The sequence below is a fragment of the Methylobacterium sp. Leaf466 genome (genome assembly GCF_001425565.1).
Classification (GTDB): domain Bacteria; phylum Pseudomonadota; class Alphaproteobacteria; order Rhizobiales; family Beijerinckiaceae; genus Methylobacterium.
In genome coordinates, this window is sequence record NZ_LMRC01000001.1 from 351979 (window position 1) to 376820 (window position 24842).

Sequence of the window (24842 nt, forward strand, 5' to 3'; positions counted from 1 at the left end):
CGACCATGCCGATCACCCTGCCCACCTGGCTTCGCTCGATGCTTCCGGGCCGCTGGCGCAAGACCGTGCCGCGGGTGGCGGTGATCCGCCTCAGCGGCGCGATCGGCGCGGTCTCCCCGTTCCGCGCCGGGTTGTCGATCGCCGGCGTCGCCGCGAGCCTGGAGCGCGGGTTCTCCCTCAAGGGGATCACGGCGGTGGCCCTCGTCATCAATTCGCCCGGCGGGTCGGCCGCGCAGTCGCATCTCATCCATCGGCGGATCCGGGCACTGGCGGGTGAGAAGACACTGCCGGTCTTCGCGTTCGTCGAGGATGTCGCGGCCTCGGGCGGCTACATGATCGCCTGCGCCGCCGACGAGATCGTGGCCGATCCGGCCTCTCTGGTGGGCTCCATCGGCGTCGTGTCGGCGGGGTTCGGTTTCGACAGGCTCATCGAGCGTCTGGGTGTCGAGCGTCGCATCCACACCCAGGGCGAGGCCAAGGCCATGCTCGATCCGTTCCGGCCGGAAGACCCGGCCGACGTCGCCCGCCTGCTCGCCATCCAGGCCGACGTGCAGGAGCTCTTCACCGCCCTGGTCCGCGAGCGCCGCCCGAAGCTGACGGCCGACCGCAACCTCTTCACCGGTGCGGTGTGGACCGGGCGTCAGGCACTCGAGCTCGGTCTTGTCGACGGCCTCGGCGACGTGCGCTCGACCCTGAGGGAGCGGTACGGCAAGGTGGTGGAACTCGTCCTCGTGGCGGACCGCCGGGGTTCGCTGATCGCGCGGCTCCTGCGGCGGGCCGGACCCGGCGGAACGTCTTTCGCACGAATGCCGAACCTGGCCGAGGACGCGATCGCCGCCCTCGACGAGAGGGCGGCCTGGGCGCGATTCGGGTTGTGAGGCCGGCTCAGCGGGCGGCGGTGCAGCCCGCCTGGGCGTAGCCAGCATAGACGACGCGGACCTTGCGCTGGCAGGTCTCGGCGACAACGGGCGCGGCCACCGGCGCGACCTCGATCGCAGTCACCACCGCGGGCATCACCACGGCATCCGTGCTCTCAGGGGTTGCGAAGGCGTTGGAGGCGCTGATCACCAGAGGTGTCGCGACCAGCGAGGCGGCGAGGACGGCGGCGAAGACAGTGAACGACTGGCGCATGATCCGGCATTCCGATTTACGGGACCATCCGAAGACGATCCGCGACCCCTTGATTGCTGCATAAACTTGGCTGCAGGCGGGACAGTTCCGGGCCTAAATCGAATCGTGGCGGAATTGCGTGCCCGGGCACACACCACCGTGCACAGCGGTGCCGTTGACACGGGGGGCGACCCCCTTAAACGCTGCCCGCCAGTCAACCGCACCGGACGCCATTCCATGTCGAGCGCCGTCGATCCCGCGCCCAAACTCTCGTCTGACGAGATCTCGTCCCACAAGACCTCGTTCCAGGGGCTGATCCTCACGCTCCAGAACTTCTGGGCCGCCCAGGGGTGCGTGATCCTGCAGCCCTACGACATGGAGGTCGGCGCGGGCACCTTCCATCCGGCCACCACGCTCAGGGCGCTCGGCCCCAAGCCCTGGAAGGCCGCCTACGTGCAGCCCTCCCGCCGCCCGAAGGACGGGCGCTACGGCGAGAATCCCAACCGGCTGCAGCACTACTACCAGTTCCAGGTCATCCTGAAGCCGAACCCGCCCAACCTGCAGGAGCTCTACCTCGCCTCCCTCGACGCCATCGGCGTCGACCTGAAGCTCCACGACATCCGTTTCGTCGAGGACGACTGGGAAAGCCCGACGCTGGGCGCCTGGGGTCTCGGCTGGGAATGCTGGTGCGACGGGATGGAGGTCAGCCAGTTCACCTACTTCCAGCAGGTGGCCGGTTTCGAATGCGCACCGGTGGCGGGCGAACTCACCTATGGTCTCGAACGCCTCGCCATGTACGTCCAGGGCGTCGAGAACGTCTACGACCTCAACTTCAACGGCGGCTCTGGCGAGGACCGCGTCAGCTACGGCGACGTCTTCCTGCAGGCGGAACAGGAATACTCCCGCCACAACTTCGAGGCCGCCGACACGGCGATGCTGTTCCGGCAGTTCACCGACGCGGAGAAGGCCTGCCGCAGCTATCTCGACGCCGGCGCCCCGGCCACGCAGACCGAGCGCCACCGCATGGCCCAGCCGGCCTACGACCAGTGCATCAAGGCGAGCCACGTCTTCAACCTGCTCGACGCCCGCGGCGTGATCTCGGTGACCGAGCGCCAGAGCTACATCCTCAGGGTGCGGGAACTGGCGAAGGCGTGCGGGGCGGCGTGGCTGAGGACCGCGGGTGGTGGTGCGCCCTAGCCATCCGACCACGAGCGCCGGTCCCGCGGATCATCGTCGGCACCGTCATCACCTTGGCGGGGCCGACGAAGCCCCGACATCGTCGTCGGTTCGGGGGCGTCATCAATGAGGCGCAGCCAAGTCGGCAAAAACCCCAAGATCGACGACCGTTTCCAAACCTGCGTGACTCGGCCCACCGACGGACAACGACGTGATCAAGCGGGAGCGGACATCATGCGCCTCACACTCGCCCTCCTCGTCACCCTCGCCGCGGCACCGGCCATCGCGCAGTCAGCCACCGATCCGGTCGAGACGGTGCGCGCCCTCTACGCCGCGGACGACGTCAACGAATGGCGGTTTCTCGCCAAGGGCCTGCGCACCCTGTTCGAGAAGGATGCGACGGAGTCGAAGGGCGAGGTCGGGCGGCTCGGGTTCGCCTATCACGTCAACGGTCAGGATACGCAGTCCGGCTGGCGCAAGACCCTGGTGCTCAAGACCCTGTCGGCGAACGAGACCAAGGCCGAGGTCCAGGCACGCTTCAAGAACTTTTCGAATCAGGACCTTCGCTACGATCTCGTCAAGGAGAACGGGCTCTGGCTCGTCACCGACGTGCGGGCGCTGACGAAGGAGCGCTGGCGGCTCGAGGCGATCATGTCGGCGCCGCTGCCCTGAGGCGGCCGCCCGCTTCTCGACACGCCCGAGCGGGCTCTCTACACGGGCACGTCATCGCCCGGCCACGGCCGGCCCGTCATTCCGCAGCCCCCGCCTGCCTGAGGGTCGGGGGCCGAGGCACCAGCCGCCGATCATGCCCGACCTCCTCCTCGAACTGCGCTCCGAAGAGATTCCCGCCCGCATGCAGCGGCGGGCGGCCGACGACCTGAAGAAGCTCGTCACCGACGCCTTGGTCGAGCGCGGCTTTCTCTATGAAGGCGCCAAGGCCTTCGCGACCCCGCGTCGCCTCGCGTTGCACGTCGCCGGCCTGCCCGCTCGCGGCAAGGATGTGCGCGAGGAGCGCAAAGGCCCCCGCGTCGGTGCGCCCGAGGGTGCCGTCCAGGGTTTCTTGAAGAGCGCGGGGCTCGCCAGCATCGACGAGGCGACCGTCGTCACCGACCCGAAGAAGGGCGAGTTCTACGTCGCCGTGATCGAGCGGCCCGGCCGCGACACCCTCGACGTCCTGGCCGAGATCCTGCCGCAAGTCGTCAAAAGCTTTCCCTGGCCGAAGTCGATGCGCTGGGGCGCCGCCTCGGCGCAGCCCGGGGCGTTGCGCTGGGTGCGTCCGCTGCAGTCGATCGTGGCCACCTTCGGCCCGGAGACCGAGACGCCGGAGGTGGTGCCTTTCGCCGTCGACGGGATCGTGGCCGGCACCACCACCTGTGGTCACCGCTTCCTGTCGCCGGGTCCGATCGAGGTGCGCCGCTTCGACGACTACGTCCAGGCGCTGGAACGTGCCCACGTCGTCCTCGATACCGAGCGGCGCAAGGACATCATCCTCCACGACGCGCGCGACCTCGCCTTCGCCCGCGGCCTCGAACTCGTGGAGGACGACGGCCTGCTCGAAGAGGTCGCCGGGCTGGTCGAATGGCCCGTGGTCCTGCTCGGCACCTTCGACGAGGCCTTCCTGGAGATCCCGGCCGAGGCGGTGCGGGCGACGATCCGCGCCAACCAGAAGTGCTTCGTGCTGCGCAAGGGCGGCAGCGACGCCCTCGCCCCGGCCTTCATCCTCACTTCGAACCTCGTTGCCAGCGACGGCGGCCTCGCCATCACCGCCGGCAACGAGCGCGTGGTGCGGGCCCGCCTCTCGGATGCGCGCTTCTTCTTCGAGACCGACAAGGCGGTCAGGCTCGAGGACCGGCTGCCGAAACTCGACACCATCGTGTTTCACGAGAAACTCGGGACGCAGGGCGAACGGGTGCAGCGCATCGCGGCGCTGGCGCGCGAACTGGCACCGCTCGTCGGCGCCGACCCTGACCTCGCCGAGCGCGCGGCACGGCTCGCCAAGGCCGACCTCGTCACCGAGATGGTCGGCGAGTTCCCAGAATTGCAGGGCTTGATGGGGCGCAAGTATGCGGCTCTGCAGGGTGAGCCTGCCAGCGTCGCGGCGGCGATCGAGGAGCATTACAAGCCGGTTGGTCCGAGCGACCGGGTGCCGACCGATCCGGTCTCGGTGGCCGTGGCGCTGGCGGACAAGCTCGACACGCTGGTCGGATTTTGGGCGTTCGACGAGAAGCCGACGGGGAGTAAGGACCCTTATGCGTTGCGGCGGGCGGCGCTTGGCGTCATTCGGTTGATCCTTGATGGCTCCTTTCGCTTACACTTCCTTACCATCATTCAGCATCAGGTATTGTTCGTTCAGGGTTTGGCCGATCTGCCGGGCAAGTATGATGAAAAGAGACGCGGCGATGGACACACGACGCGACAGGTGAAATTGGAAGTTTGCGAGCAGATCGCGGACAGCCTGCTGATCTTCTTCGCCGACCGCCTCAAAGTCTACCTCCGCGACCAGGGAGCGCGGCACGACCTGATCGACGCCGTCTTCGCCCTGCCCGGCCAGGACGACCTCCTCATGGTCGTCCGTCGCGTCGAGGCGTTGGGACGATTCCTCGACAGCGACGACGGCCGGAACCTGCTCGCCGGCTACAAGCGCGCGGCCAACATCCTGCGAATCGAGGAAAAGAAGGACGGCCGCGCCTACGAGGGCGCCCCCGATGCGGCCCTCGCGGCGGCCGGCGAGCCCGAGGAGCGGGCCCTCTCCGAGGCGCTGGTGGTGGCGCGCGAGGCCGCCTCGACCGCCGTGGCGGCGGAGGACTTTGCCGGTGCGATGCGGGCGCTCTCGACCCTGCGGGCGCCGGTGGACGCCTTCTTCGAAAAGGTCACCGTCAACGCCGCCGAGCCGCGGTTGCGCGAAAACCGTCTCGCCCTCCTCAATGCCCTGCGTGCGGCGACGCAAGAAGTGGCGGATTTCTCCAGGATCGAGGGCTGACCGCAACCGCGTCACCGGGCCATTGCGGAACGGAGGATGGCTCTTGCACGATCCTCCCGTCTCGGCCGGGTGAATTCGGCATCACCCAAGCGGAACGGTTGGCCCATCGGCGTCGTTAGGCCGCGTATTCCCGATGGAGAGACGCATGCGTTATTCGATTGTCGCCGCCACCCTTCTGGCCATGGCCGGTGCTTCCGCGGCCCAGGCCCAGACCACCATCATCGAGCGCGACGCCCCCGACCGGGTGATCGTCGACCGTCCCGCCTCCGAGACCCGTACCATCGAGCGCCGCGAGAGCGCCGACGGTTGCCGCTCCAAGACGGTGACGAAGGAGAACGAGGACGGCGACCGCAAGACGGTCACCAAGGAAAGCTGCGACTGATCTCGAACGGATCCTCGGCGGTGCTCCCTCTCCCCACCCGGGGGGAGGGTTTTTACAGCGCCTTTTCGTAGCGCCAGGCCTCCATGCCGTCCTCGTAATAGTCGGGGATGACCGCAAAGCGCGTATAGCCGTGCCGCTCGTAGAGCCGGATGCCGGCGCCGTTGTCGGCGCGGACCTCGAGCCGCAGGACCGAGCAGCCGTGTGAGTGCGCATCCTCCTCCGCGGCGTCGAGCATGATGCTGCCGAGGCCCGATCCCGTCCGAGTCGGCGAGACGGCGATCGACGAGAGCCGCGAACTGCGCGTGCCGCGTCGCCGTTCCAGGGTCGCCGCGGCCACGAGGACATCCGCGCCGTTCTCCTCCCCCATCACCGCCACCAGCACCGTCATGCTCGCCGACCGGATCGCGTGCCGGATCGCCCGACGTTCGGCCTGATCGCTGGCGAAGGCCGCGTATTCGAGCGCCACCAGCGCGTCGAGATCGTCCGGCGTCGCCGTCCGGATCGTCGGTCGCGGGGCAGCCGTTTGCCTCGTGGCGGCGGAGCGGGTGGGCACGGTGATGGTCCTGTCGATGGTCGAGGGCGGCTTGGAAGACGCGTGCGGCGGCGAGGTGCCGGCTTGATGGCCGGTTCGCCGGCGATTGGGAAGGGCCTGCGGCGAGAGCCTGCACGACAGCCGCGGCGTCCGTGCAACAGCCTGCCTCCCAAGGCCTGTTTTTAATGGTGAGCCGGCTGTTTGTGCTTGTGGCGCCGCCCCCCCGCCCGTATATCGCCCTTGCCCAATTTCGCACGTGCCTGTGGCCGCGTGTCGGTTGGTGGGCATCCGGCCAACTGCCGGACAGCCGCCAGGGGTCTTAAAGGATCGATGGTCGACAGGGTGGATCCCCTCCGGCCGGCATCCAGGTGGCGACACCGGACCCCGACAACAACCGGCAGCCGGAGGCGAAACCGGCGAACCCCGCTCTCCACGGGGGACGCAGCTTAAAGCAACGACGAACGGGCTTTTTTGGTCTCGTCGGCCCTCCAAAGGCCGGCACCGAAGAGGCTTGTTTCTCTTTGCCCGGCGTGCGGTGGGGACATTCCCCTACCAATCCACGGCAGCTTCCGGGTGCGCATGCGCCCGCGCCGAACGCGTGTCTCCACAGCACGTGTGCGCCGCGACGCATCGCCCCCAGACGCCGGACGGCTCGTCGCCGTCCCGATTTCGACAGCGCGCCCCGCGTTCGGGCGCTTGCGAACCTGTGGGTTGGAAACATCATGACCGATCGCATCCGCGACTTCCTGCGCGCTCGCCGCGACATGGGCCAGGACGAGGGCCCGGTGATGGTGCTCGACCTCGATGTCGTGCGCGACAACTACACCGCCTTTGCCCGCGCGCTGCCCGACACCCGCGTGTTCTACGCGGTGAAGGCGAACCCGGCCCCGGAAGTGTTGCGCCTGCTCGCCGAGATGGGCTCGTGCTTCGACACGGCCTCCGTGGTCGAGGTGGAGATGGCGCTGGCATCAGGCGCCACCGCCGACCGGATCTCGTTCGGCAACACCATCAAGAAGGAGCGCTGCATCGGCCGGGCGCTCAAGCTCGGCGTGCGCCTGTTCGCGGTGGATTGCCAGGCCGAGGTCGAGAAGATCGCCCGCGCGGCGGAGGCCGCCGGCATCGGGGGCGGCGAGGTCCAGGTGTTCTGCCGCATCCTGTGCGACGGCGCCGGCGCCGAATGGCCGCTCTCGCGCAAGTTCGGCTGCGTGCCGGAGATGGCCGTGGACGTGCTCGAGCACGCCTGTCGCCAGGGGCTGAACGCCTACGGCGTCTCGTTCCACGTCGGCTCGCAGCAGGCCAACACCGGCGCCTGGGACGGGGCGCTCGCCTCCGCCGCCGCCATTTTCCGCGAGTGTGCGGACCGGGGCATCGCGCTGTCCATGGTCAACCTCGGCGGCGGCTTTCCCACGCAGTACCTCAAGGCGGTGCCGGGCGTGGAGAGCTATGGCGACGCGATCTTCCGCGCGCTCACCAAGCACTTCGGCAACCAGCTGCCAGAGACCATCATCGAGCCGGGCCGCGGCATGGTCGGCAACGCCGGCATGATCGAGGCCGAGGTGGTGCTGGTGTCCAAGAAGTCCGATGCCGAGGACGAGATCCGCTGGGTCTACCTCGACATCGGCAAGTTCGGGGGGCTCGCCGAGACCATGGACGAGTCGATCCGCTACCGCGTCACCACCGACCACGACGAGGACCGGATGTCCCCGTGCGTCTTGGCCGGACCGACCTGCGATTCGGCGGACGTGCTCTACGAGAAGGTGCCCTATCCGCTGCCGGTCTCGCTTTCGATCGGCGACAAGGTGCTGATCGAGGGAGCCGGGGCCTACACCACCACCTACGCGGCGGTGGCGTTCAACGGCTTCCCGCCCCTGCAGCAGTACGTGATCTGACGCGACGCATCCCGCGGGGCCGGTCCCCGCGGGATCGGCCGATCCGACGCCGATCGCCCCGGAACGGGGCTTCGGTGCGGTGTGTTTCGTCTCCCGCCAGACCATGGGAAGGCTCCAAGGCCGTGATCGAGATCCGTCAGGAACAGGATGGCGACGTCGTTGCGCGCGAGCGGCTGCTCGACGCCTGCTTCGGCACGGCGCGCCTGGCCAAGACCAGCGAGCGCCTGCGCGAGGGCCGGTTGCCGGCACGGGGACTCGCGTTCTCGGCCGAGCGTCAGGGCCGCATCGTCGGGACCGTGCGGCTCTGGCACGTGGAGGCCGGTCTCGGCCGGCCCGCGCTGCTGCTCGGCCCGCTGGCGGTCGATCCGGCCCTGCACGGGGCCGGGCTCGGCACGACGCTGATGTGGACCGCCCTGGCGCGGGCCGAGGCCCTCGGCCACGGCGGGGTTCTGCTGGTGGGCGACGCGCCCTACTACGCCCGCTTCGGCTTTTCCGGGCTGCTCACGGCGGGTTTGTCCATGCCGGGCCCGTTCGAGCGGTCGCGGTTCCTCGGGCTGAACCTGCGCCGTGGTGCCCTCGACGGTGCGTCCGGAACGCTGCGCGCCACCGGCGCCTGGGATCTCGCGATCGAAGCGCAGGTGGCGCGACGAGCGGCCTGAGGAATGAGGCCTCTCGTCGACCGACGCGACGGCGGCACAGCTTGATCGACCGGCGGGTTTGGACCAACGCTGGCGCGCATGGGCAGCACAGATCGTCCCGCAGCGATGGGTGGTGACGGGCGCCGGTCCGCGTCCAGCGCCCTGACGCCCCTCGATGCCGCGTGCCGGCGGCTTCTGGCCGGCGTGGCCCACGTGATGCCCCTGCGTCGCGATCTCGCCGCAGCCATCGGGGTGCGGATGGCGGCGGACGTCTTGGTGCCGGCCGGTTGTCCGGCCGTGCCGCTCGCGCTCCGCGACGGCTGGGCGGTGGCCGCCGAGGCGGTGGCGGGGGCCGGTCCCTATTCGCCGGTCCTGCTCGTGCGGCGCCCCGAATGGGTCGAGGCCGGAAATCGCCTCCCCGTCGGCGCCGATACGGTCCTCGACCCGGAGGCGGTACCGGACACCCCCGATCCGATGGGCCGGATCGCCGTCGTCGCCGATGCCGCCGGGACCGACGGCACCCGGCAGGCCGGCGGCGACCTCGGCGGCGGCGACGTCCTGGTGGCGGCGGGAACGCGGCTCACGCCCCTGCAGAGTATGGCTCTCGTCGCCTGCGGGATCGCGGCGGTCGAGGTCCGAAGCCCGGCCGTCGCGTTGATCGCCACCGGCGCGCATGCCGCACCCGTCTGCCGGGGGCTCGCCGGCCTGATCGCGGCTGACGGTGCCCGCGTCGTCGCCGTCCTCGACGCGCCAGACGAGGCGCAGGCCATCGCCGACGCCATCCTCGCGGCATCGGCGGATGCCGTCCTCGTCGTCGGCGGCACCGGGTTCGGGCGTACCGACCGGAGTGCGGCCGGTCTCGCCGCCGCCGGCACCGTCGCCGTCCACGGCATTGCCTTGCGTCCGGGCGAAAGCGCGGGCTTCGGGAGCGCGACGGGCCGTCCGGTCGTGCTGATCCCCGGCCGGCCCGAGGCGGCGCTCGCCGCCTACCTCGCCCTCGTGCGTCCGCTCCTCGACACCCTGTCGGGGGCTGTCGCCGCCGATCGCCCGACCGCGCCGCTCACCCGCAAGGTCGTCTCGGCCCCCGGGGTGAGCGATATCGTGTTCGTACGCCGCGAGGCGGGCGGGCTCGTGCCGCTGGGCGGGGCCGAGATTCCCCTGCATCGCCTGTGCCTCGCCGACGCCGCGGTTCTGGTGCCGCCCGAGCGGGAGGGCTATGGCGAAGGGACGACGGTCCCGTTCATCCCCCTGTGACGATGCCCCCTCCCCCGGACCCGGCCGACGCCTTCGCCGCGCGCCTCGCGGCGGCGTCCCGCCAGGAGCAGTTCCTGAACGTGCTCTCGCGCGATGCGGCGCTGGCGCTGTTTCGCGCCGAGATCCCGCACGTCCCCCTCGGCGACGAGACGGTTTTGCTGGCCGCCGCATTGGGACGGGTGCTGGCGCAGGACGTCGCCTCGCCCATCGACGTACCGCCTTTCGACCGGGCTCTGGTGGACGGATTCGCGGTACGGGCCGCCGATACGCGCGGGGCGGGCGAGGCCGCACCGCGGCGCCTCGTCCTCAACCGCGAGATCCTGAGTTGCGGCATCGCCCCGGCGGAAGCGGTGACCGCGGGCACGGCCACCCCCATCGCCACCGGCGGCATGCTGCCGCGCGGGGCCGACGCCGTGGTGATGATCGAGGCCACCGAATTCCGCGACGACGACGGCGGAATGGCCGTCGACCTTTCCAGGGCGGCCGCGCCGGGCCAGTTCGTCGGCTATGCCGGGACCGACATGGCCCGCGGCGAGACCGTGCTGCGGGCGCGCACCCTCCTCACCGCCCGCGAGATCGGCATGCTCGCCGCCTGCGGCCTTTCAGCGGTGACGGTGGTGCGCCGTCCCCGCGTCGGCGTGATCTCGACGGGCGACGAACTGGTCGCCCCCGGCACCGCCCTCCCGGCGGCCGGCATCTACGATTCCAACGGTGCCATCGTCGCGGCGAGCGTCGCCGAGAACGGCGGCGAGGCGGTCTCCTTCGGGATCGTGCCCGACGACGGCGATGCCCTCGAGGCGAAGATCCGCGCCGCCCTGGCCGCCTGCGACCTCGTCGTCCTGTCGGGCGGGACCTCGAAGGGAGCGGGGGATGTCTCGCACCGCATCCTGTCGCGGCTCGGGCCGCCCGGCATCCTCGTGCACGGCGTGGCGCTCAAGCCCGGCAAGCCGCTGTGCCTCGCCAAGGCCGAAGGCAAGGCCATCGTGGTGCTGCCGGGCTTTCCGACCTCGGCCATGTTCACCTTCCACGATGTCGTCGTCCCCCTGATCCGCGCCCTTGCCGGCCTCCCCCCGCGGGAGGAGGCCGGCGTCGAGGCCGTCCTGCCGCAGCGCCTGTCGTCCGAGTTCGGGCGGATGGAGTTCGTCATGGCGGCCCTGGTCCGAGGGCCGGACGGCGCGGTGGCGGTGCCGCTGCCCAAGGGCTCGGGCTCGGTCACCGCCTTCTCCCAGGCCGACGGCTTTTTCGCCGTCCCGGCCGAGCGGTCCGGGCTGGAGGCCGGCGAGCGCGTGAGCCTGACCCGCCTCGGCGCGGGGGCGCGGACGCCCGATCTCACCATCGCCGGCAGCCATTGCCTCGGCCTCGACCGCGTGGTCGGGCGCCTGGCCGAACGGGGGGTCCGCGCGCGCACGATCTGGGTGGGCTCCTCGGGCGGGCTGGCCGCTCTGGAGCGTGGCGAATGCGATCTGGCCGCCCTGCACCTGTTCGATCCGCTCAGCGGCCGCTACAACGCGCCGTTCCTGCGCCCCGGCCTCGCCCTGGTGGCGGGCTGGCGCCGCCTCCAGGGCGTGGTGTTCCGGCCGGACGATCCGCGCTTTGCCGGCCGCGACGCCGAGACGGCCATTGCCGGCCTTCGCGACGATCCCGACGTGGTGATGGTCAACCGCAACACCGGCTCGGGCACCCGCCTCCTCGTCGACGGCCTCCTGGCAGGGGCGCGGCCGGCGGGCTTCTGGAACCAGCCGCGCTCCCACAACGCGGTGGCCGCGGCGGTGGCGCAGGGGCGGGCCGACTGGGGCGTCGCCATCGCGACGGTCGCCACGCTCTACGGCCTCGGCTTCCTGCCGCTGAGGGAAGAGCATTACGACTTCGCCCATGCCGGCGACGCCGTCGTCTCGCCGGCCTTGGCGGCGTTACTCGATGTCCTGGCCGAGGCCGCGACCGGTGACGACCTGACGGCCCTCGGCCTGTCGCGAGACGAGGGGCGCTGATGGCCGCCATGAGGGTCATCGGCCTCGCGGGCTGGAGCGGGGCCGGGAAGACGACGCTCCTGACGCGCCTGATCCCCGTGCTGTGCCAGCGCGGGCTTCGCGTGGCGACGGTCAAGCACGCCCACCACGCCTTCGACGTCGACCGGCCCGGCAAGGATTCGCACCGCCACCGCGAGGCCGGGGCAAGCGAGGTCGTCGTGTCGTCGAGCCGGCGCTGGGTGCAGATCCACGAGGTCGCGGACGGCGCCGAGGCGACCCTCGCCGACCTCCTGCGGCGCCTGAGCCCCTGTGATCTCGTCGTGGTCGAGGGCTTCAAGCGCGAGGCCCACCCCAAGCTCGAGGTGTTCCGCGCCGCCAACGGCCAGCCGCCCCTGCACCCGGACGACGCGCGCATCGTCGCGGTGGCGAGCGATGTTCCGTTCGCGCGGGCCGGGGTGCCGGTGGTCGCCCTCGACGCCATCGCCGCCATCGCCGATACCGTCCTGGCCCTGGCCGAGCCGATCGAGGCCGTGCTGGACAGGCTGCAGGACCGACGGTCGGATCATGGCCCAGCTCACTGACGACTGCTTCGCCTTCGGCGGATCGCTTCTCTCCATCGAGGAAGCCATCGCACTGATGCAGGACCGCCTGCCGGTGCTGGCGGGGTGCGAGACCGTCCCCCTCGACGAGGCGGACGGCCGCATCGCGGCGGCCGACGTTCTGGCCGGGATCGACCTGCCGCCCTTCGACAACTCGGCGGTGGACGGCTACGCCCTGCGCCACGCCGACCTCGACCCCGCGGGCGAGACCGTGCTGCCGGTGGCCGGCCGCATCGCGGCGGGGGCGGCCGGGCCCGGCCTCGCCATAGCCGGCAATGCCGTGCGGATCTTCACCGGCGCCCCGATGCCCACCGGTGCCGACACCGTGTTCATGCAGGAGGACGTGCGGCGGGAGGGCGATGTCGTCGGCCTGCCGACCGGCCTGAAGCGCGGCGCCAACCGCCGGCTGGCGGGCGAGGACGTCACCAGGGGGACCATCGTCGTTCCCGCCGGCCGGCGCCTGAGGCCCCAGGACCTGGCGCTGGCCGCGGCGGTGGGCCATGCCGCGCTGAGCGTGCGCCGGCGCCTGCGCGTGGCCGTCTTCTCCACCGGCAACGAACTGACCGAGCCCGGCGCCCCGCTGCCGCCCGGCGGCATCTACGATGCCAACCGCATCATGCTCGTCACCCTGCTGCGCCGCCTCGGCGTCGCGGTGGCGGACCTCGGCCTCCTGCGCGACGACCGGGGCGTGCTGACCGAGCGACTGGCGGCGGCTGCCGCCGACCACGACCTCGTGCTCACCTCCGGCGGCGTCTCCACGGGGGAAGAGGACCACGTCAAGGCGGCGGTGGAGGCCGCCGGGCAGCTGATGTTCTGGCGCCTCGGCATCAAGCCGGGCCGTCCGGTCGCCATGGGCACGATCGCCGGCACGCCGTTCGTCGGGCTGCCGGGCAACCCGGTCGCGGCCTATGTCACCCTGGTGTTCGTGGTGCGTCCGCTCCTCGCCCGCCTCGGGGGTGCCACCTACCTGCCGCCCATCGGCATCCCGGCCCGGGCCGGTTTCGCCTACGCCAAGAAGACCGGGCGCCGCGAATTCGTGCGCGTCAGCCTGCATCGCGGCGCCGACGGGGTGTTCGAGGCCCGCAAGTACCCCCGCGACGGCGCCGGCGCCCTCACCTCGCTCACCGGCGGCGACGGGCTGGCGCAGCTCGGCGAGGAGCGTACCCGGCTCGATCCCGGCGACACGATCGAGGTCTTCCCTCACGAAGTCTTGTCCTGAGTGGGCGCGGGTCTGCCGGCGCTTTGCATCGGGCCTCACAAGTCTCTGGTAGAGACCATTTTTCAGAGCGCCGGCAGCCCGATCGTCATCGCGGAATGGGCCTGCGGCGCGGTGCCCCGGCCGGGCGATCTTAAGCTCTTCTTCAGCGCTGAATGGTGACTCGGAGCGGCGAGTGCCGGCGGGGATGCGAGTCGACGATCCGATGATGGAATGCGACGACCAACCCGGCAGGATCGATGCGGAATTGCTGCGGATTCGGAGCCTGTCCGACGCGATCGTGGACGGCGTGGCGATCGTATCGCCCGACGGCCTGATCCTGGAGGCCAACGCCAGCCTCGGCGGCCTGCTGGGATGCGATCCCCGCGCCCTCGTCGGGAGCCGGGCCGAGGAACTGGCGACGGACGCCCATCGTGGCATCGTTCTGCGTGCGATCTGCGCGCCCGAGGGCACGGCCCCGGTCGAGATCGTGCTCGCCGGCCCCGATGCGATCGGCGTCGAGATCCAGCATCGGCGGGTGGTCCTCGGCGGCGCTTCCCTGGGCCTGCTCAACATCCACGACCTGCGCGCCCGCAGTTCCGCTGTCGAGCGGGTCGGCCGCCATGCGCGCTACGATCCGCTCACGGGCTTGCGTAACCGGCTCGGCCTCGATCACGTCGTCGATGTCGAGCACACCGGCGCCGGCCGTTACGGCGCCGAATTCGCAGTGCTCTGTCTCGATCTCGACGGCTTCAAGGCGATCAACGACAATCACGGCCATGCCGCCGGCGACGAAGCGCTGCGTGTAGTGGCGCGCCGGCTGAAGGACGCCACCCGCGAAAGCGACCTGGTCTTCCGCCTCGGTGGCGACGAGTTCGTGATCCTGCAGGCCTTCACCGGCCATCCGTCGCAATCCGTCCGGCTGGCCGAGCGGCTGGTGGCCGCGATCGGCCTTCCCTTCTTCGTCGCCGATGCGCCCCTCCATCTCGGCGTCAGCATCGGGATCGCCCATCATCCGCACCAGGGCCGGTCGATCGCGGACCTTCTGCGCAACGCAGACGCCGCGCTCTACAAGGCCAAGCGCGAGGGCAAGAACACGTTTCGCGTGTTCGATCCCTCCCTCGACGACGCCGTCGAACGCCGCCGGGCGATCGAGGCGGATCTCCTGTTCGCCATCGATCGGGGCGAGCTCGAACTCGCCTATGAGCCGCAGATCGACGTCGCCACCGGCAGCGTCTCGGGCTTCGATGTGGGCCTGTCGTGGCACAGTGCGCGCCTCGGGCCGATCGCTCCCGCGGTCTTCGTACCGATCGCCGAGCAGGCCGGCCTGATGACGTCGATCGGGGACTGGCTGATCCACGAGGCCTGTCGGCAGGCCGCGAGTTGGACCCGGCCCCTCGGGATCGCCGTGCCGGTCTGCCCGTCGCAGCTCACCGGCGGCGATGTCGCACTCAGCGTCTCGCAGGCTCTTGCGCTCACCGGCCTCGATCCGACGCGCCTGCGGGTGGATGTCGGCGAGGCCGCCGTCCTGGCCGGCGGTCGATCCGTCACCGAGACGCTGATGAGGCTTCGCGCCCTGAAGGTCAGGCTCGGCCTGGAGGATTTCGGTGCCGGCACGGCGTCGATCGCCGCCCTCGACGGCGGCATTTTCGGGAACGTGAAACTGGCCGGACTGTTTGCACGCCCCGAAGCGCCGGCTTCGCGCCTCGCGGCCATTCTCGCGGCGTGCCGGGCATTCGCTCTGCCCGTCACCGCCACGTCTGTCGACTGCCCGGAGATGCGTGACCGTCTGGCCGCGGCCGGCGTCGACGGCATCCTCGGACCCGTCGTCAGTCCCGCCCGAGCCATCGCGAGCTTCGCCCCCCTGGTCGGTGCCGTGCGGCCGGCCCCCACGCCCGCCGCCGGGGGGGCGGAGGCGGGCAGCGCCGCCGACCGGCTGCGCCCGTTTCGGCCCGAGCGGCTGCCCGTCCTCGTGGTCGACGACAGCGAGATCATCGGCGCGACCCTGGTGTCGCTGCTCGGCGCCTTCGGTTTCAGCGATGTTCGCTATGCGGGCGACGGCGAAGAAGCCTGGACGCTCCTTCGCCGCCATCGATTCGAGCTCGTGATCTCGGACTGGACCATGACCCCGGTGAACGGGATCGAGCTCCTGGCCCGCATCCGTGCCGATGCGGCCCTCGCCCCCATCCGGTTCCTCATGCTGACGGCGAACGCTCGCTCCGCGGCCCGGCTCGCCGCCCGCGACGCCGGCGTCGACGGATTCCTCGTCAAGCCGTTCCGGCCCGATGCCCTCGCTGCCAAGATCGTCGCAATGCTGGCGGCCCCACCGAGCCTCGACGAGGCCTGCTGACGGGGGCCGGTTTCCAAGCCGGCTTCGCAAAAGGGGTCATCGGTTTTGCGTCGAAGACCTGCGACAGACCGAGAGCCAGAGCAGGGTGAAGCGTCGGCCCGCCAACGCCGAGCCGCTTAGCGGCCCGCCGTACCGGTGGCGTCAAAGGCCGGCGCTTCCTGCAGCATCGCTTTCGTCGCCCGGATCTCGGCGCGAACCGGACCGTCGCCGGATCCCGGCACCGCGACGGTGGCGCGTCCGCGGGACGTGTCCGTGGCGGTCACCGATCCCGTCGCCTCGTTGACGCCCCCGCCCCTCTTCTCGTCGATGACGGTGAGGACATCGTTGGAAATTTGCGACCCGGGCATCGTCTGGGGGCCGGCCGTGTCGGCGGCCTTGGCGCTCGGGGCATCGGCCGGCGTGGTGCTGGATCGCGCCGTACCGCCTGAGGTCGCGACGCCGGTCCAGACCATCTGGTCGAAGGGAACCGCGACGCGCTTCTCGCCGATGCCGAGGAAGCCCCCGACGCCGATGACCACGGCCTTGGCGTGGCCATTCGCGTCGAGAACGATCTCCTCGATCCGGCCGACCCGTTCGTGCCCCATGCCGATCACGTCGAGGCCGATGAGCTTCGAGGCGGGCATGCCGGCGACGGACCGGGCGGTCAGGAAAGTGGCGGCGGATCCGCCCGGCTCTGCGAATGCGGGTGCGCTCGCGAGCACGGCGACGAGCAGGGCGATGGCGCCACTGCGGCTGAGGTGGGTCATTGGGGTCTCCGGCATTACCCTGATCCGAGATGCCACGGATCGCGAGACAGGAGTCGCGACGAGGCCCGAACGGGCGAGAGCCGAAAACCTGTTACCTGACAACGAATCCGATGACGTGCCGGTTCATCCCGCTCGCCGGGCAGGCGAATCGCGTCTGCCCGGTCGACGGCTCGTGCGCCCTTACTGTGCGGCGATGAGGAACTTCAGATCGAGGGCGGCCAGGGACATCAGCGGCGCCGGCATCACCACGCCCGCCCGGCGCATGCCGCGCGCCGAGGCCTGGCAGGCGGCGATGTCGTTGGCGGCGATCGCGGCATCGGCGCGCACGACCTCCTCGGCCGACGGCTTCTTGGGCGGCGGTGCCGCGGGGGCTGCCGGCGCGGCGGCCTGGGCCGGGGGCGGGCTCGCTTGGCCCGAGGGCGCACTGGCGCCGGAGGGAGACCCGGCATTCTGCGAGGCGCCCTGAGGGCCCGAGGCACCGGGACCGCCGTTGGTGGTCGGCCCGCTGAGGCCGGACGACTTCTGGGTCTCGCTCGCACCGGACGGCGCCGGGCTCGATCCGCCTGGGTTGGGCGCCTGGACCGCTGTCTGACTCGGCGCCGCCGCCGCCGCCGGGGCGGCCGGTGCCGGCGGATGCAGGAAGGCCGTCAGTTCCTTGCAGATGTTGGCCGGAACGCCGGTGCCCGCCGTCCCCTGCGCCGACGCGCCGTTCGACAGAACCATGGCCGTCGCGACGACAAAGGCCGAACCGAGCCTACGCATGATGTTTCTCCCGCTGCGTCGCCCATAGCGAGCCGACGCTGTCACGCGGCATGTCAGCCGCCCGGCGGGCGGCCTGTCAAGAGCGTCGGGCGGCCGAGATCGTTCAGTGGGCCGAGATCGTTCAGTGGGCCAGGATCGTTCAGTGGGCCAGGATCGTTCAGTGGGCCAAGATCTTGGACAGGAAGGTCTGCGCCCGGTCGGAGCGCGGCTTGTCGAAGAAATCGTCCTTGCCGGCATCCTCGACGATCTCGCCGCGGTCCATGAAGACGACGCGGTTGGCGACCTTGCGGGCAAAGCCCATCTCGTGGGTCACCACCATCATGGTCATGCCTTCCTTGGCGAGGCCGACCATCACGTCGAGTACCTCGCCCACCATCTCCGGATCGAGCGCCGAGGTCGGCTCGTCGAACAGCATCACGATCGGATTCATCGAGAGCGCGCGGGCGATGGCCACGCGCTGCTGCTGCCCGCCCGAGAGCTGGCCCGGATACTTGTGGGCATGGGCCGACAGGCCCACCCGCTCGAGGAGCGTGAGACCGGTGCTCCGTGCCGCCTCGGCCGAGCGGCCGAGCACCTTGCGCTGGCCCAGCATCAGGTTGTCGGTGATCGAGAGATGGGGAAACAGCTCGAAGTGCTGGAACACCATGCCGACGCGCGAGCGCAGCTTGGGAAGGTCCGTCCCCTTGGCCTGGACGCCGATGCCGTCGACCGTGATCGATCCTTTCTGGATCGGCTCGAGGGCGTTCACCGTCTTGATGAGGGTCGACTTGCCCGATCCCGAAGGCCCGCACACCACGACGACCTCGCCCTTGGTCACCTGGGTGGTGCAGTCGTTGAGGACCTGAACCGGGCCGTACCATTTGCTGATGCCGTTGATGGCGATCATCGGCGCGGCGCTGGCGGGGGACGCGGAAGCGGACATGGCAGGATGCCTTCAGCGGATGATGGCGACGCGACGCTGCAGGCGGCGCACGAGGGTCGAGGCGGTGAGGCAGATGATGAGGTAGACCACGGCCGCGAAGATATACATCTCCACGAGGCGCCCATCGCGCTGCGCGACCTTGGATGCCGCACCCATGAAGTCGGTGAGCGAGATCACGTAGACCAGCGAGGTGTCCTGGAAGAGCACGATGGTCTGCGTCAGAAGCAGCGGCACCATGTTCCGGAAGGCCTGCGGCAGGATCACGGTCGCCATGGTCTGGCGGTAGTTAAGGCCCAGGGCCTGCGCCGCCGACGTCTGGCCCTTGGAGACCGACTGGATGCCCGCGCGCATGATCTCCGAGAAGAACGCCGCTTCGAACAGCGTGAAGGTGACGAGAGCCGAAGTGAAGGCACCCACCGAGATCGGGCGTAACGCCCCGGTCATCCACTGCCCGATGTAGGGCACCAGGAAGTAGAACCAGAAGATGACAAGCACCAGCGGCAGCGACCGCATGAAGTTGACGTAGATCTTGGCCGGGATCGCCAGCGCGGCGATGCCGGACAGGCGCATCATGGCGATGAGCGTGCCGAGGATGATGCCGCCCGTGGCCGCCAGCGCCGTCAGCGTGACGGTGAAGACCATGCCCGTCCCGAACAGGTAGGGCAGCGAGCCGAGGATGACGTTGAGATCGAAATCCGAGAACATCCGGCTACCTCAGATCGCGACGGTTTTGCGTGACGGCTTCGACGGGTCGGCCAGGTGCGGACACGTTTCCCGAGACGGAGCGGCGGCCATCAGCGGGCCCCCGGCACGGCGACGCGGGTCTCGATCTTGCCGGCCACGGTGACGACCAGGAGGCTGATGCCGAGGTAGATCACCGTCGCCGCCGTGAAGGCCTCGAACACCTGCGATGAGAATTCCTGCATCGACCGGGCGCGGGCCGTCAGTTCCAGCAGGCCGATGGTCAGGGCCACCGAGGTGTTCTTCATGTTGTTGAGGAATTCGGAGGTCAGCGGCGGCAGGATCACCCGGTAGGCGATGGGCAGGATCACGTAGCGGTAGGTCTGGGCTGTCGTCAGCCCCAGGGCCGTGCCGGCCATCCGCTGGCCTCGGGGCAGCGATTCGATGCCGGTGCGCACCTGCTCGGCGACGCGCGAGGCGGTGAAGAAGCCCAGGCATATCACCGCCGTATAGAAGGAGGCGTTCGGGAGCTGCTTCAGCCAGTTGCCCCAATTCTCGGGCACCACCTCCGGCATCACCGAGTACCAGAGGAACATCTGCACGAGCAGCGGGATGTTGCGGAAGAGCTCCACGTAGCCGGTGCCGATGGCATTCGCGGCCTTGCTCGGGAGCGTCCTCATCACGCCGATGATCGAGCCGAGGCAGAAGGCGATGATCCAGGAGCACAAGGCCGTCGCCAGGGTCCACAGCAGGCCCGACAGGAGCATGTCGGCATAGGTCCCGGTCCCCTCGGGGGACTGGTCGAAGAAGATGCTCCAGTTCCAATTGTAGTTCATGGCCTAGGGCATGATCTTTTCGCGAGGGGAACGATCGCCGGCGCCATGAGCGCGGCCACGGAGCCGCGCGGCCGCCACGGGCAGGTGCCTGTGGCGGCCGCGACGGTCGGTCAGTAAGCGGCCGGATCGGCGCTGTCGCTCGGGTTCGCGAAGGCCTTCTTCATGGCCTCGCTCATCGGCAGGTTCAGGTTGATGTTCCGCGGCGGGATCGGCTTGGTGAACCATTTCTCGTAGAGCGCGACGCCGTCGGGGCTCTTGTAGATCGCAGCCGTGGCGGCATCGACGACCTTCTTGAAGGGCTCGTCGTCCTTCCGCAGCATGATGCCGTAGGGCTCGGGGGCGGACAGGGCTTCAGACGAGATCGCGTAGGCGCCCGGATCCTTGGAGCCGGCGGCCAGCGAGGCCAGCAGGACGTCGTCCATCACGAAGGCGACCGCCCGCCCGGTCTCGACCATCAGGAACGCTTCCGCGTGGTCCTTGGCCGGCAGGATCGTCAGGCCGAGGCCGCGGGCGGTGTTGGCCTCGTTGATCTGCCGGATGTTGGTGGTTCCCGAGGTCGAGACCACGGTCTTGCCCTTCAGGTCCTCGATTTTGTCGAGCTTGGCCGACTTCTTGGCCACGTAGCGGGTGGCGGTGAGGAAGTGGGTGTTGGTGAAGGACACCTGCTTTTGACGATCGACGTTGTTGGTGGTCGAGCCGCACTCGAGGTCGACGGTGCCGTTGGCGATGAGCGGGATGCGGGTCGCCGAAGTCACCGGGTTGAGCTTCACCTCGAGCTTGGACAGCTTCAGGTGGGCTTTGACCGCGTCGGCGACCTTGTTGCAGATCTCGAACGCGTAGCCGACGGGCTTCTGGTCGTTGTCGAGATAGGAGAACGGTACCGAGGCGTCGCGGTAGCCGATGGTGATGGCGCCCGTCTCCTTGATCTTCGCCAGGGTGCCGGTGAGGTCCTGCGCCTGCGCGCTTCCTGCTGCGACCGCGACCGTGACGCCCAGCAACATCGCCAGGGGACGGCGCGGCAGGCGCTGATGGCTCGTATGCATCGGCAGACTCACTCCTTGATGATGACGGATTTGCATCGGCATCGCTGCCTTGACGACAGCAGCTTAACAGCGGTCGGCCCGGTCGCAAGTGAAGGACAGTGTCATACCGCTTTTTGCACGGGGCGAATCGGAGCCAGCAAGATTCGTGCGGATGACGCAGTCCGCCGATTACGGCTCGCCTCGATCACGAAACCTGTCGTCACCATATCGGTGAGATCCTGGCCGGAGAAGCGCCGTTGACAGGCAGTCCCGCCGACATTTGTCGCCCGATCTGCCCGTCTCCTATGCATCGTACGGCCGATCCCGCCGCGGAACATCACGGTACGACGGCGACACAAAAAAAACGGCGACCCTCGCGGGCGCCGTTTCATGTACATCAAACAATGTCGGAGCGACGTACTTTTCAGCCTTCGGCCACCGGACCCCATCGACCGTCCCGGATCGAGCGCGCCGACCGATCGATCCTAGCGCGGCGCCAGGATCATGATCATCTGCCGGCCTTCGAGCATCGGCTCGCTCTCGACCTTGGCGATTTCCTGCGTCTCGTTCTTGACGCGCTCGAGGAGGCGTAGGCCGATGTCCTGGTGTGCCATCTCGCGCCCACGGAAGCGCAACGTCACCTTGACCTTGTCGCCCTCCTCGAAGAAGCGGACGACAGCCTTCATCTTGGTGTCGTAGTCGTGCTTGTCGATGCCGGGGCGGAGCTTGATCTCCTTGACCTCGACCGTCTTCTGCTTCTTGCGGGCCTCGTTCTGCTTCTTCTGCTCGTTGAAGCGGAAGCGGCCGTAATCGAGCAGCTTGCAGACGGGAGGGACGGAGTTGGGGGCGATCTCGACGAGATCGAGGCCGGCCTCTTCGGCCAACGTTAGGGCATCGAAGAAGGCGACAACGCCACGGTTCTGGCCGGTATCGTCGATGAGCTGCACTTCACGGACACCACGGATGTCCCGGTTGGCGCGCGGCCCGTCCTTCTGCGGGGCCGGCATGGCTCTCATTGGTCTACGAATGGCTTCAATCTCCTGATGAAACGCCGAAACGGCAGCCGCGGGACACGCCTTTAAGGCAGATCCTGGCCACCAAACGCTCCGGAACTCCGGTGGGTGCAGCTTGACTGACTCGGGTCACAAGTCAACCGGGCAATGGCGATTTGGTTCATGGCGACCGCCGAAGCGAGGATCGCCGATTCCGCATCACGACGGGCCCCGCCTCTGGGCGAGGAGCGAAGCGTAGACGGCCAGGGTGTCGCGCGCCATACCTTCGAGCGAGAAGTGCGTCTCCACATGCGCCCGCGCCCGCCCGGCCAGGGCATCGCGGGCACTGGCGCCCAGCGACAGGGCCTCCACCAGCGCGCCGGCGAGCGCCGGGGCATCGGCCGGGGGCACCCGCCAGCCGGTGCGCTGGGAGGCCGGCACGTCCGGCGGCGCCAGGACGGTCTCGGGGACGGCGCCGAGGTCGGAGACGACCACCGGCGTTCCCAGCGCCTGCGCCTCCACCGCCGAGCGACCGAAGGCTTCGGGTTCCACGGAGGGCACCGCGACGACGGAGGCCGCCCGGAACGCCGCCGGCATGTCGGTGCAATGACCGACCCGGCGCACGATTCCCTCGAGCCCCCTGGCCGCGATCAGCGCGTCGAGTTCGCGCTCATAGGCCGAGCGTCCCTGCGGATCGCCCGCCAGGATGAAGGCGACGTCGCCGAGGCCGCGATCGCGCATCAGGGCCGCGGCCTCGATGAGGACGCGCTGGCCCTTCCATGCGGTCAGCCTCGCGGCGAGCAGCACCACCCGTTCGTGCGGCGCCACCTCCCACGTCCGGCGCAGGGCCTCGACCCGCGCCGCCGAGACCGCGCCGGCGGAGAAAAGCGTGAGGTCGGTGCCGCGATGGATCACCCGGACGCGGTCGCCCGCCTGCTCGGGATGGAGGGCGCGGATGAGGCCGCCGGTGTAATGCGAGTTGGCGATGACCACGTCGCCGCGCGCCATCACCGAGTTGTACAGCACCTTCACGCCGGTCCGCCCGGAATAGCTGCCGTGGTAGGTGGTGACGAAAGGCAGCCCCCTGCGGCGCACCGCCCCCAGCGCCACCCAGGCCGGTGCGCGGGAGCGGGCATGCACGAGGTCGACGCCCTCGCGCCGGCACAGGCGGGCGAGGCGCCCGACGTGCAGCGCCATGCTCAATGGGTTCTTGGAGCCCGCCGGGAACGGAAGCCAGATGCCGCCCTTGGCCTGGAGTTCGCCCACCAGCCGTCCGCCTTCGGTGGCGACCAGGGCCCGTGCGCCAGCCGCGGCCAGCGCCTCGGCGACGTCCACCGTGGTGCGCTCGGCCCCGCCGGCGTCCAGGGCCGGAATGATCTGCAGGATGGTCGCGCCGGCGAGTGGCGCCGCGTCGGCGGGAAAGCCACCGCCCTGGCGGCTCTCAACCGTCATGGCGTTCGTCATGGCGTTCGGCCGACCGTCCGGATGCGGGCCTCGGTTCGGAGGGCGACTCGATCCTCGCGGTTCCCGGCTCGGCACGGCGACGTGGACTGTCTGCGATCATGCTCCACCATCGGTCCTTCGCTTTACGGTCTGGTAAACGACGTGCGAATGCGACCCGCCCACAGCGACGATGCCACGATGGACCCCTCCCCCATGCCCGCAATCCCCAACGCGCCGGATCGTCCCGACGAACCCATCCGTCTCGCCGTCGGCACGGGGCCGGCACGCCGCGACCTCGCCGTCCGCGTCAGGGAGGGGGCCGGCCCCGCCGTGGTCTGGCTCGGGGGCTTCCGCTCGGACATGGGCGCCACCAAGGCGCTCGCCCTCGACGTCTGGGCGCGGGCCTCGGGACGGCGGCTGGTGCGTTTCGACTACGGCGGCCACGGCGAGTCCGGCGGACGCTTCGAGGATGGCACGATCTCGACCTGGCTCGAGGACGCACGCGCCGCGGTGGCAAACTCCGCGGGCCCCTCCCCCGTCTTGGTCGGCTCCTCGATGGGAGGGTGGATCGCGGCGTTGCTCGCCCGTGAACTGCGGGATGCCGGGCGGCCGGCACACGCCCTGGTCCTGATCGCCCCGGCCTTCGACTTCACGGAAAAGTTGATGTGGGACCGCTTCGGGCCGGAGATCCGCGCCACCATCGAGCGCGACGGGGTCTGGCTGCGCCCCACCGACTACGGACCCGATCCGGTCCCGGTGACGCGCGCCCTCATCGAGGACGGTCGCCGTCACGGCCTCCTCGACGGGCCGTTCGATCCGGGATGTCCCGTCGAGATCCTACAGGGGATGGAAGACCCGGACGTGCCCTACGGGCACGCCCTGCGTATCGTCGAGATCCTGCCGAGGGCCGGCACCGTCCTGACGCTGATCGCCGATGGCGACCACCGCCTGTCCCGCCCGGCCGACATCGCGCGGCTGGTGGCGGCGGTGGACGCGGGCGTCCGCGCGGATCGCCCGTTCAGTGCAGACTGACGGTGACGAGATCCTGCGCATGGGCATTGGCGACGACGACGTCGCGGGAGTCCGCCAGCAGGATCGGCGTGCCGTTGGCCGAGAGCAGGGCGAACAGGTCGAGGCCTGGCATCAGTTCGGGCGCCTGCGGGAACAGCCGCCGGACGTCGTCCGAGCGGATCGCCCGGACGTAGGCGAGGTGGCCTTCGCCCAGCGCGGCGAGATCGGCGATCTGGAAGTCGCCGGCGTCGAGGTCGGCGTGCGTCATCGGGTTCTGGCTGATGTCGGACATGGCTGGGCCCTCCTTTCGAGGCAGAGCGTCTGAGTGGTTTCGCGGTCCGCGACGGCGGCACCG

Annotated in this window: 24 protein-coding genes; 13 read left to right on the forward strand and 11 right to left on the reverse strand. The window is 69.9% G+C overall.

The genetic code is table 11. The features are described from left to right. The first annotated feature begins 5 nt into the window (after positions 1–5). Positions 6–878, forward strand: a complete 873-nt coding sequence (locus tag ASG59_RS01475) for a S49 family peptidase (RefSeq protein WP_056406552.1) — start codon at positions 6–8, stop codon at positions 876–878. Positions 879–885: 7 nt separating this feature from the next. Here ASG59_RS01475 and ASG59_RS01480 read toward each other — a convergent pair whose 3' ends face one another. Then, positions 886–1131 carry a hypothetical protein gene (locus ASG59_RS01480; protein ID WP_056284682.1) on the reverse strand — a complete coding sequence of 82 codons (246 nt, stop codon included), beginning with the start codon at positions 1129–1131 and terminating at the stop codon, positions 886–888. A 216-nt stretch (positions 1132–1347) separates the two neighbouring features. Here ASG59_RS01480 and ASG59_RS01485 point away from each other — a divergent pair, with 216 nt between their 5' ends. The 4 genes from ASG59_RS01485 to ASG59_RS01500 all read left to right on the forward strand — a co-directional run bounded on the left by ASG59_RS01485 (position 1348) and on the right by ASG59_RS01500 (position 5648). Then, positions 1348–2307, forward strand: coding sequence for a glycine--tRNA ligase subunit alpha (locus tag ASG59_RS01485; RefSeq protein ID WP_055884294.1), 960 nt, complete (start codon positions 1348–1350; stop codon positions 2305–2307). A 213-nt stretch (positions 2308–2520) separates the two neighbouring features. Continuing rightward, positions 2521–2958, forward strand: coding sequence for a DUF3828 domain-containing protein (locus ASG59_RS01490; protein WP_056406554.1), 438 nt, complete (start codon positions 2521–2523; stop codon positions 2956–2958). Positions 2959–3091: 133 nt separating this feature from the next. After that, entirely contained in the window at positions 3092–5266 is a 2175-nt protein-coding gene (glyS, locus tag ASG59_RS01495) for a glycine--tRNA ligase subunit beta (protein WP_056406556.1), read from the forward strand. A gap of 145 nt (positions 5267–5411) precedes the next feature. Continuing rightward, a complete protein-coding gene (locus ASG59_RS01500; protein ID WP_056406558.1) occupies positions 5412–5648 on the forward strand; it encodes a hypothetical protein in 237 nt (78 codons plus the stop codon). A gap of 52 nt (positions 5649–5700) precedes the next feature. On the opposite strand, the gene ASG59_RS01505 is transcribed toward ASG59_RS01500, so the two are convergent. Continuing rightward, the gene (locus ASG59_RS01505; protein ID WP_055884308.1) at positions 5701–6201 is read right to left on the reverse strand and encodes an N-acetyltransferase; all 501 of its coding nucleotides are present in this window, start codon (positions 6199–6201) and stop codon (positions 5701–5703) included. Between the two features lie 701 nt (positions 6202–6902). Here ASG59_RS01505 and ASG59_RS01510 point away from each other — a divergent pair. From ASG59_RS01510 to ASG59_RS01540, 7 genes are all read left to right on the forward strand, one after another. Next, on the forward strand, positions 6903–8069 hold the full coding sequence (locus ASG59_RS01510) for a type III PLP-dependent enzyme (protein ID WP_056284675.1): 1167 nt from the start codon (positions 6903–6905) through the stop codon (positions 8067–8069). A 122-nt stretch (positions 8070–8191) separates the two neighbouring features. Next, on the forward strand, positions 8192–8728 hold the full coding sequence (locus ASG59_RS01515) for an N-acetyltransferase (protein ID WP_056284672.1): 537 nt from the start codon (positions 8192–8194) through the stop codon (positions 8726–8728). Between the two features lie 78 nt (positions 8729–8806). Further along, positions 8807–9961: a molybdopterin-binding protein gene (locus ASG59_RS01520; RefSeq protein WP_244475592.1), complete on the forward strand. Its 1155-nt coding sequence runs from the start codon at positions 8807–8809 to the stop codon at positions 9959–9961. A gap of 2 nt (positions 9962–9963) precedes the next feature. Then, the gene (locus tag ASG59_RS01525) at positions 9964–11949 is read left to right on the forward strand and encodes a molybdopterin biosynthesis protein (protein ID WP_056406563.1); all 1986 of its coding nucleotides are present in this window, start codon (positions 9964–9966) and stop codon (positions 11947–11949) included. After that, positions 11949–12509, forward strand: coding sequence for a molybdopterin-guanine dinucleotide biosynthesis protein B (mobB, locus tag ASG59_RS01530; RefSeq protein ID WP_200945905.1), 561 nt, complete (start codon positions 11949–11951; stop codon positions 12507–12509). Before ASG59_RS01525 ends, mobB begins: the two co-directional genes overlap by 1 nt. Further along, positions 12493–13746, forward strand: a complete 1254-nt coding sequence (gene glp / locus ASG59_RS01535) for a gephyrin-like molybdotransferase Glp (RefSeq protein WP_056406566.1) — start codon at positions 12493–12495, stop codon at positions 13744–13746. Before mobB ends, glp begins: the two co-directional genes overlap by 17 nt. A gap of 244 nt (positions 13747–13990) precedes the next feature. Then, positions 13991–16072, forward strand: coding sequence for a diguanylate cyclase (locus tag ASG59_RS01540; protein ID WP_162245425.1), 2082 nt, complete (start codon positions 13991–13993; stop codon positions 16070–16072). A gap of 116 nt (positions 16073–16188) precedes the next feature. Here the strand turns inward: ASG59_RS01540 and ASG59_RS01545 are convergent, their stop codons facing one another. From ASG59_RS01545 to ASG59_RS01580, 8 genes are all read right to left on the reverse strand, one after another. After that, entirely contained in the window at positions 16189–16818 is a 630-nt protein-coding gene (locus ASG59_RS01545; protein WP_056406568.1) for a PRC-barrel domain-containing protein, read from the reverse strand. Positions 16819–16998: 180 nt separating this feature from the next. Then, positions 16999–17580 carry a hypothetical protein gene (locus ASG59_RS01550; protein ID WP_244475593.1) on the reverse strand — a complete coding sequence of 194 codons (582 nt, stop codon included), beginning with the start codon at positions 17578–17580 and terminating at the stop codon, positions 16999–17001. Between the two features lie 157 nt (positions 17581–17737). Then, on the reverse strand, positions 17738–18466 hold the full coding sequence (locus ASG59_RS01555; RefSeq protein ID WP_156387655.1) for an amino acid ABC transporter ATP-binding protein: 729 nt from the start codon (positions 18464–18466) through the stop codon (positions 17738–17740). 48 nt (positions 18467–18514) lie between these two features. Continuing rightward, entirely contained in the window at positions 18515–19207 is a 693-nt protein-coding gene (locus tag ASG59_RS01560; RefSeq protein WP_056406569.1) for an ABC transporter permease subunit, read from the reverse strand. A gap of 89 nt (positions 19208–19296) precedes the next feature. Next, complete coding sequence (locus tag ASG59_RS01565; RefSeq protein ID WP_055884339.1) at positions 19297–20019, reverse strand: amino acid ABC transporter permease; 723 nt, start codon at positions 20017–20019, stop codon at positions 19297–19299. Positions 20020–20129: 110 nt separating this feature from the next. Beyond that, on the reverse strand, positions 20130–21020 hold the full coding sequence (locus tag ASG59_RS01570; protein WP_055884742.1) for an amino acid ABC transporter substrate-binding protein: 891 nt from the start codon (positions 21018–21020) through the stop codon (positions 20130–20132). Positions 21021–21526: 506 nt separating this feature from the next. Then, positions 21527–22048, reverse strand: a complete 522-nt coding sequence (infC, locus tag ASG59_RS01575) for a translation initiation factor IF-3 (RefSeq protein ID WP_238204267.1) — start codon at positions 22046–22048, stop codon at positions 21527–21529. A 204-nt stretch (positions 22049–22252) separates the two neighbouring features. Next, the gene (locus ASG59_RS01580; RefSeq protein WP_056406712.1) at positions 22253–23485 is read right to left on the reverse strand and encodes a glycosyltransferase family 4 protein; all 1233 of its coding nucleotides are present in this window, start codon (positions 23483–23485) and stop codon (positions 22253–22255) included. A gap of 204 nt (positions 23486–23689) precedes the next feature. On the opposite strand from ASG59_RS01580, the gene ASG59_RS01585 reads away from it, so the two are divergent. Next, on the forward strand, positions 23690–24508 hold the full coding sequence (locus tag ASG59_RS01585; RefSeq protein WP_082528568.1) for an alpha/beta hydrolase: 819 nt from the start codon (positions 23690–23692) through the stop codon (positions 24506–24508). Here the strand turns inward: ASG59_RS01585 and ASG59_RS01590 are convergent. Further along, positions 24495–24755 (reverse strand): DUF1150 domain-containing protein, encoded by a 261-nt coding sequence (locus ASG59_RS01590; protein ID WP_056406717.1) that lies wholly within the window; start codon positions 24753–24755, stop codon positions 24495–24497. The genes ASG59_RS01585 and ASG59_RS01590 overlap by 14 nt on opposite strands. Positions 24756–24842: the final 87 nt, after the last annotated feature.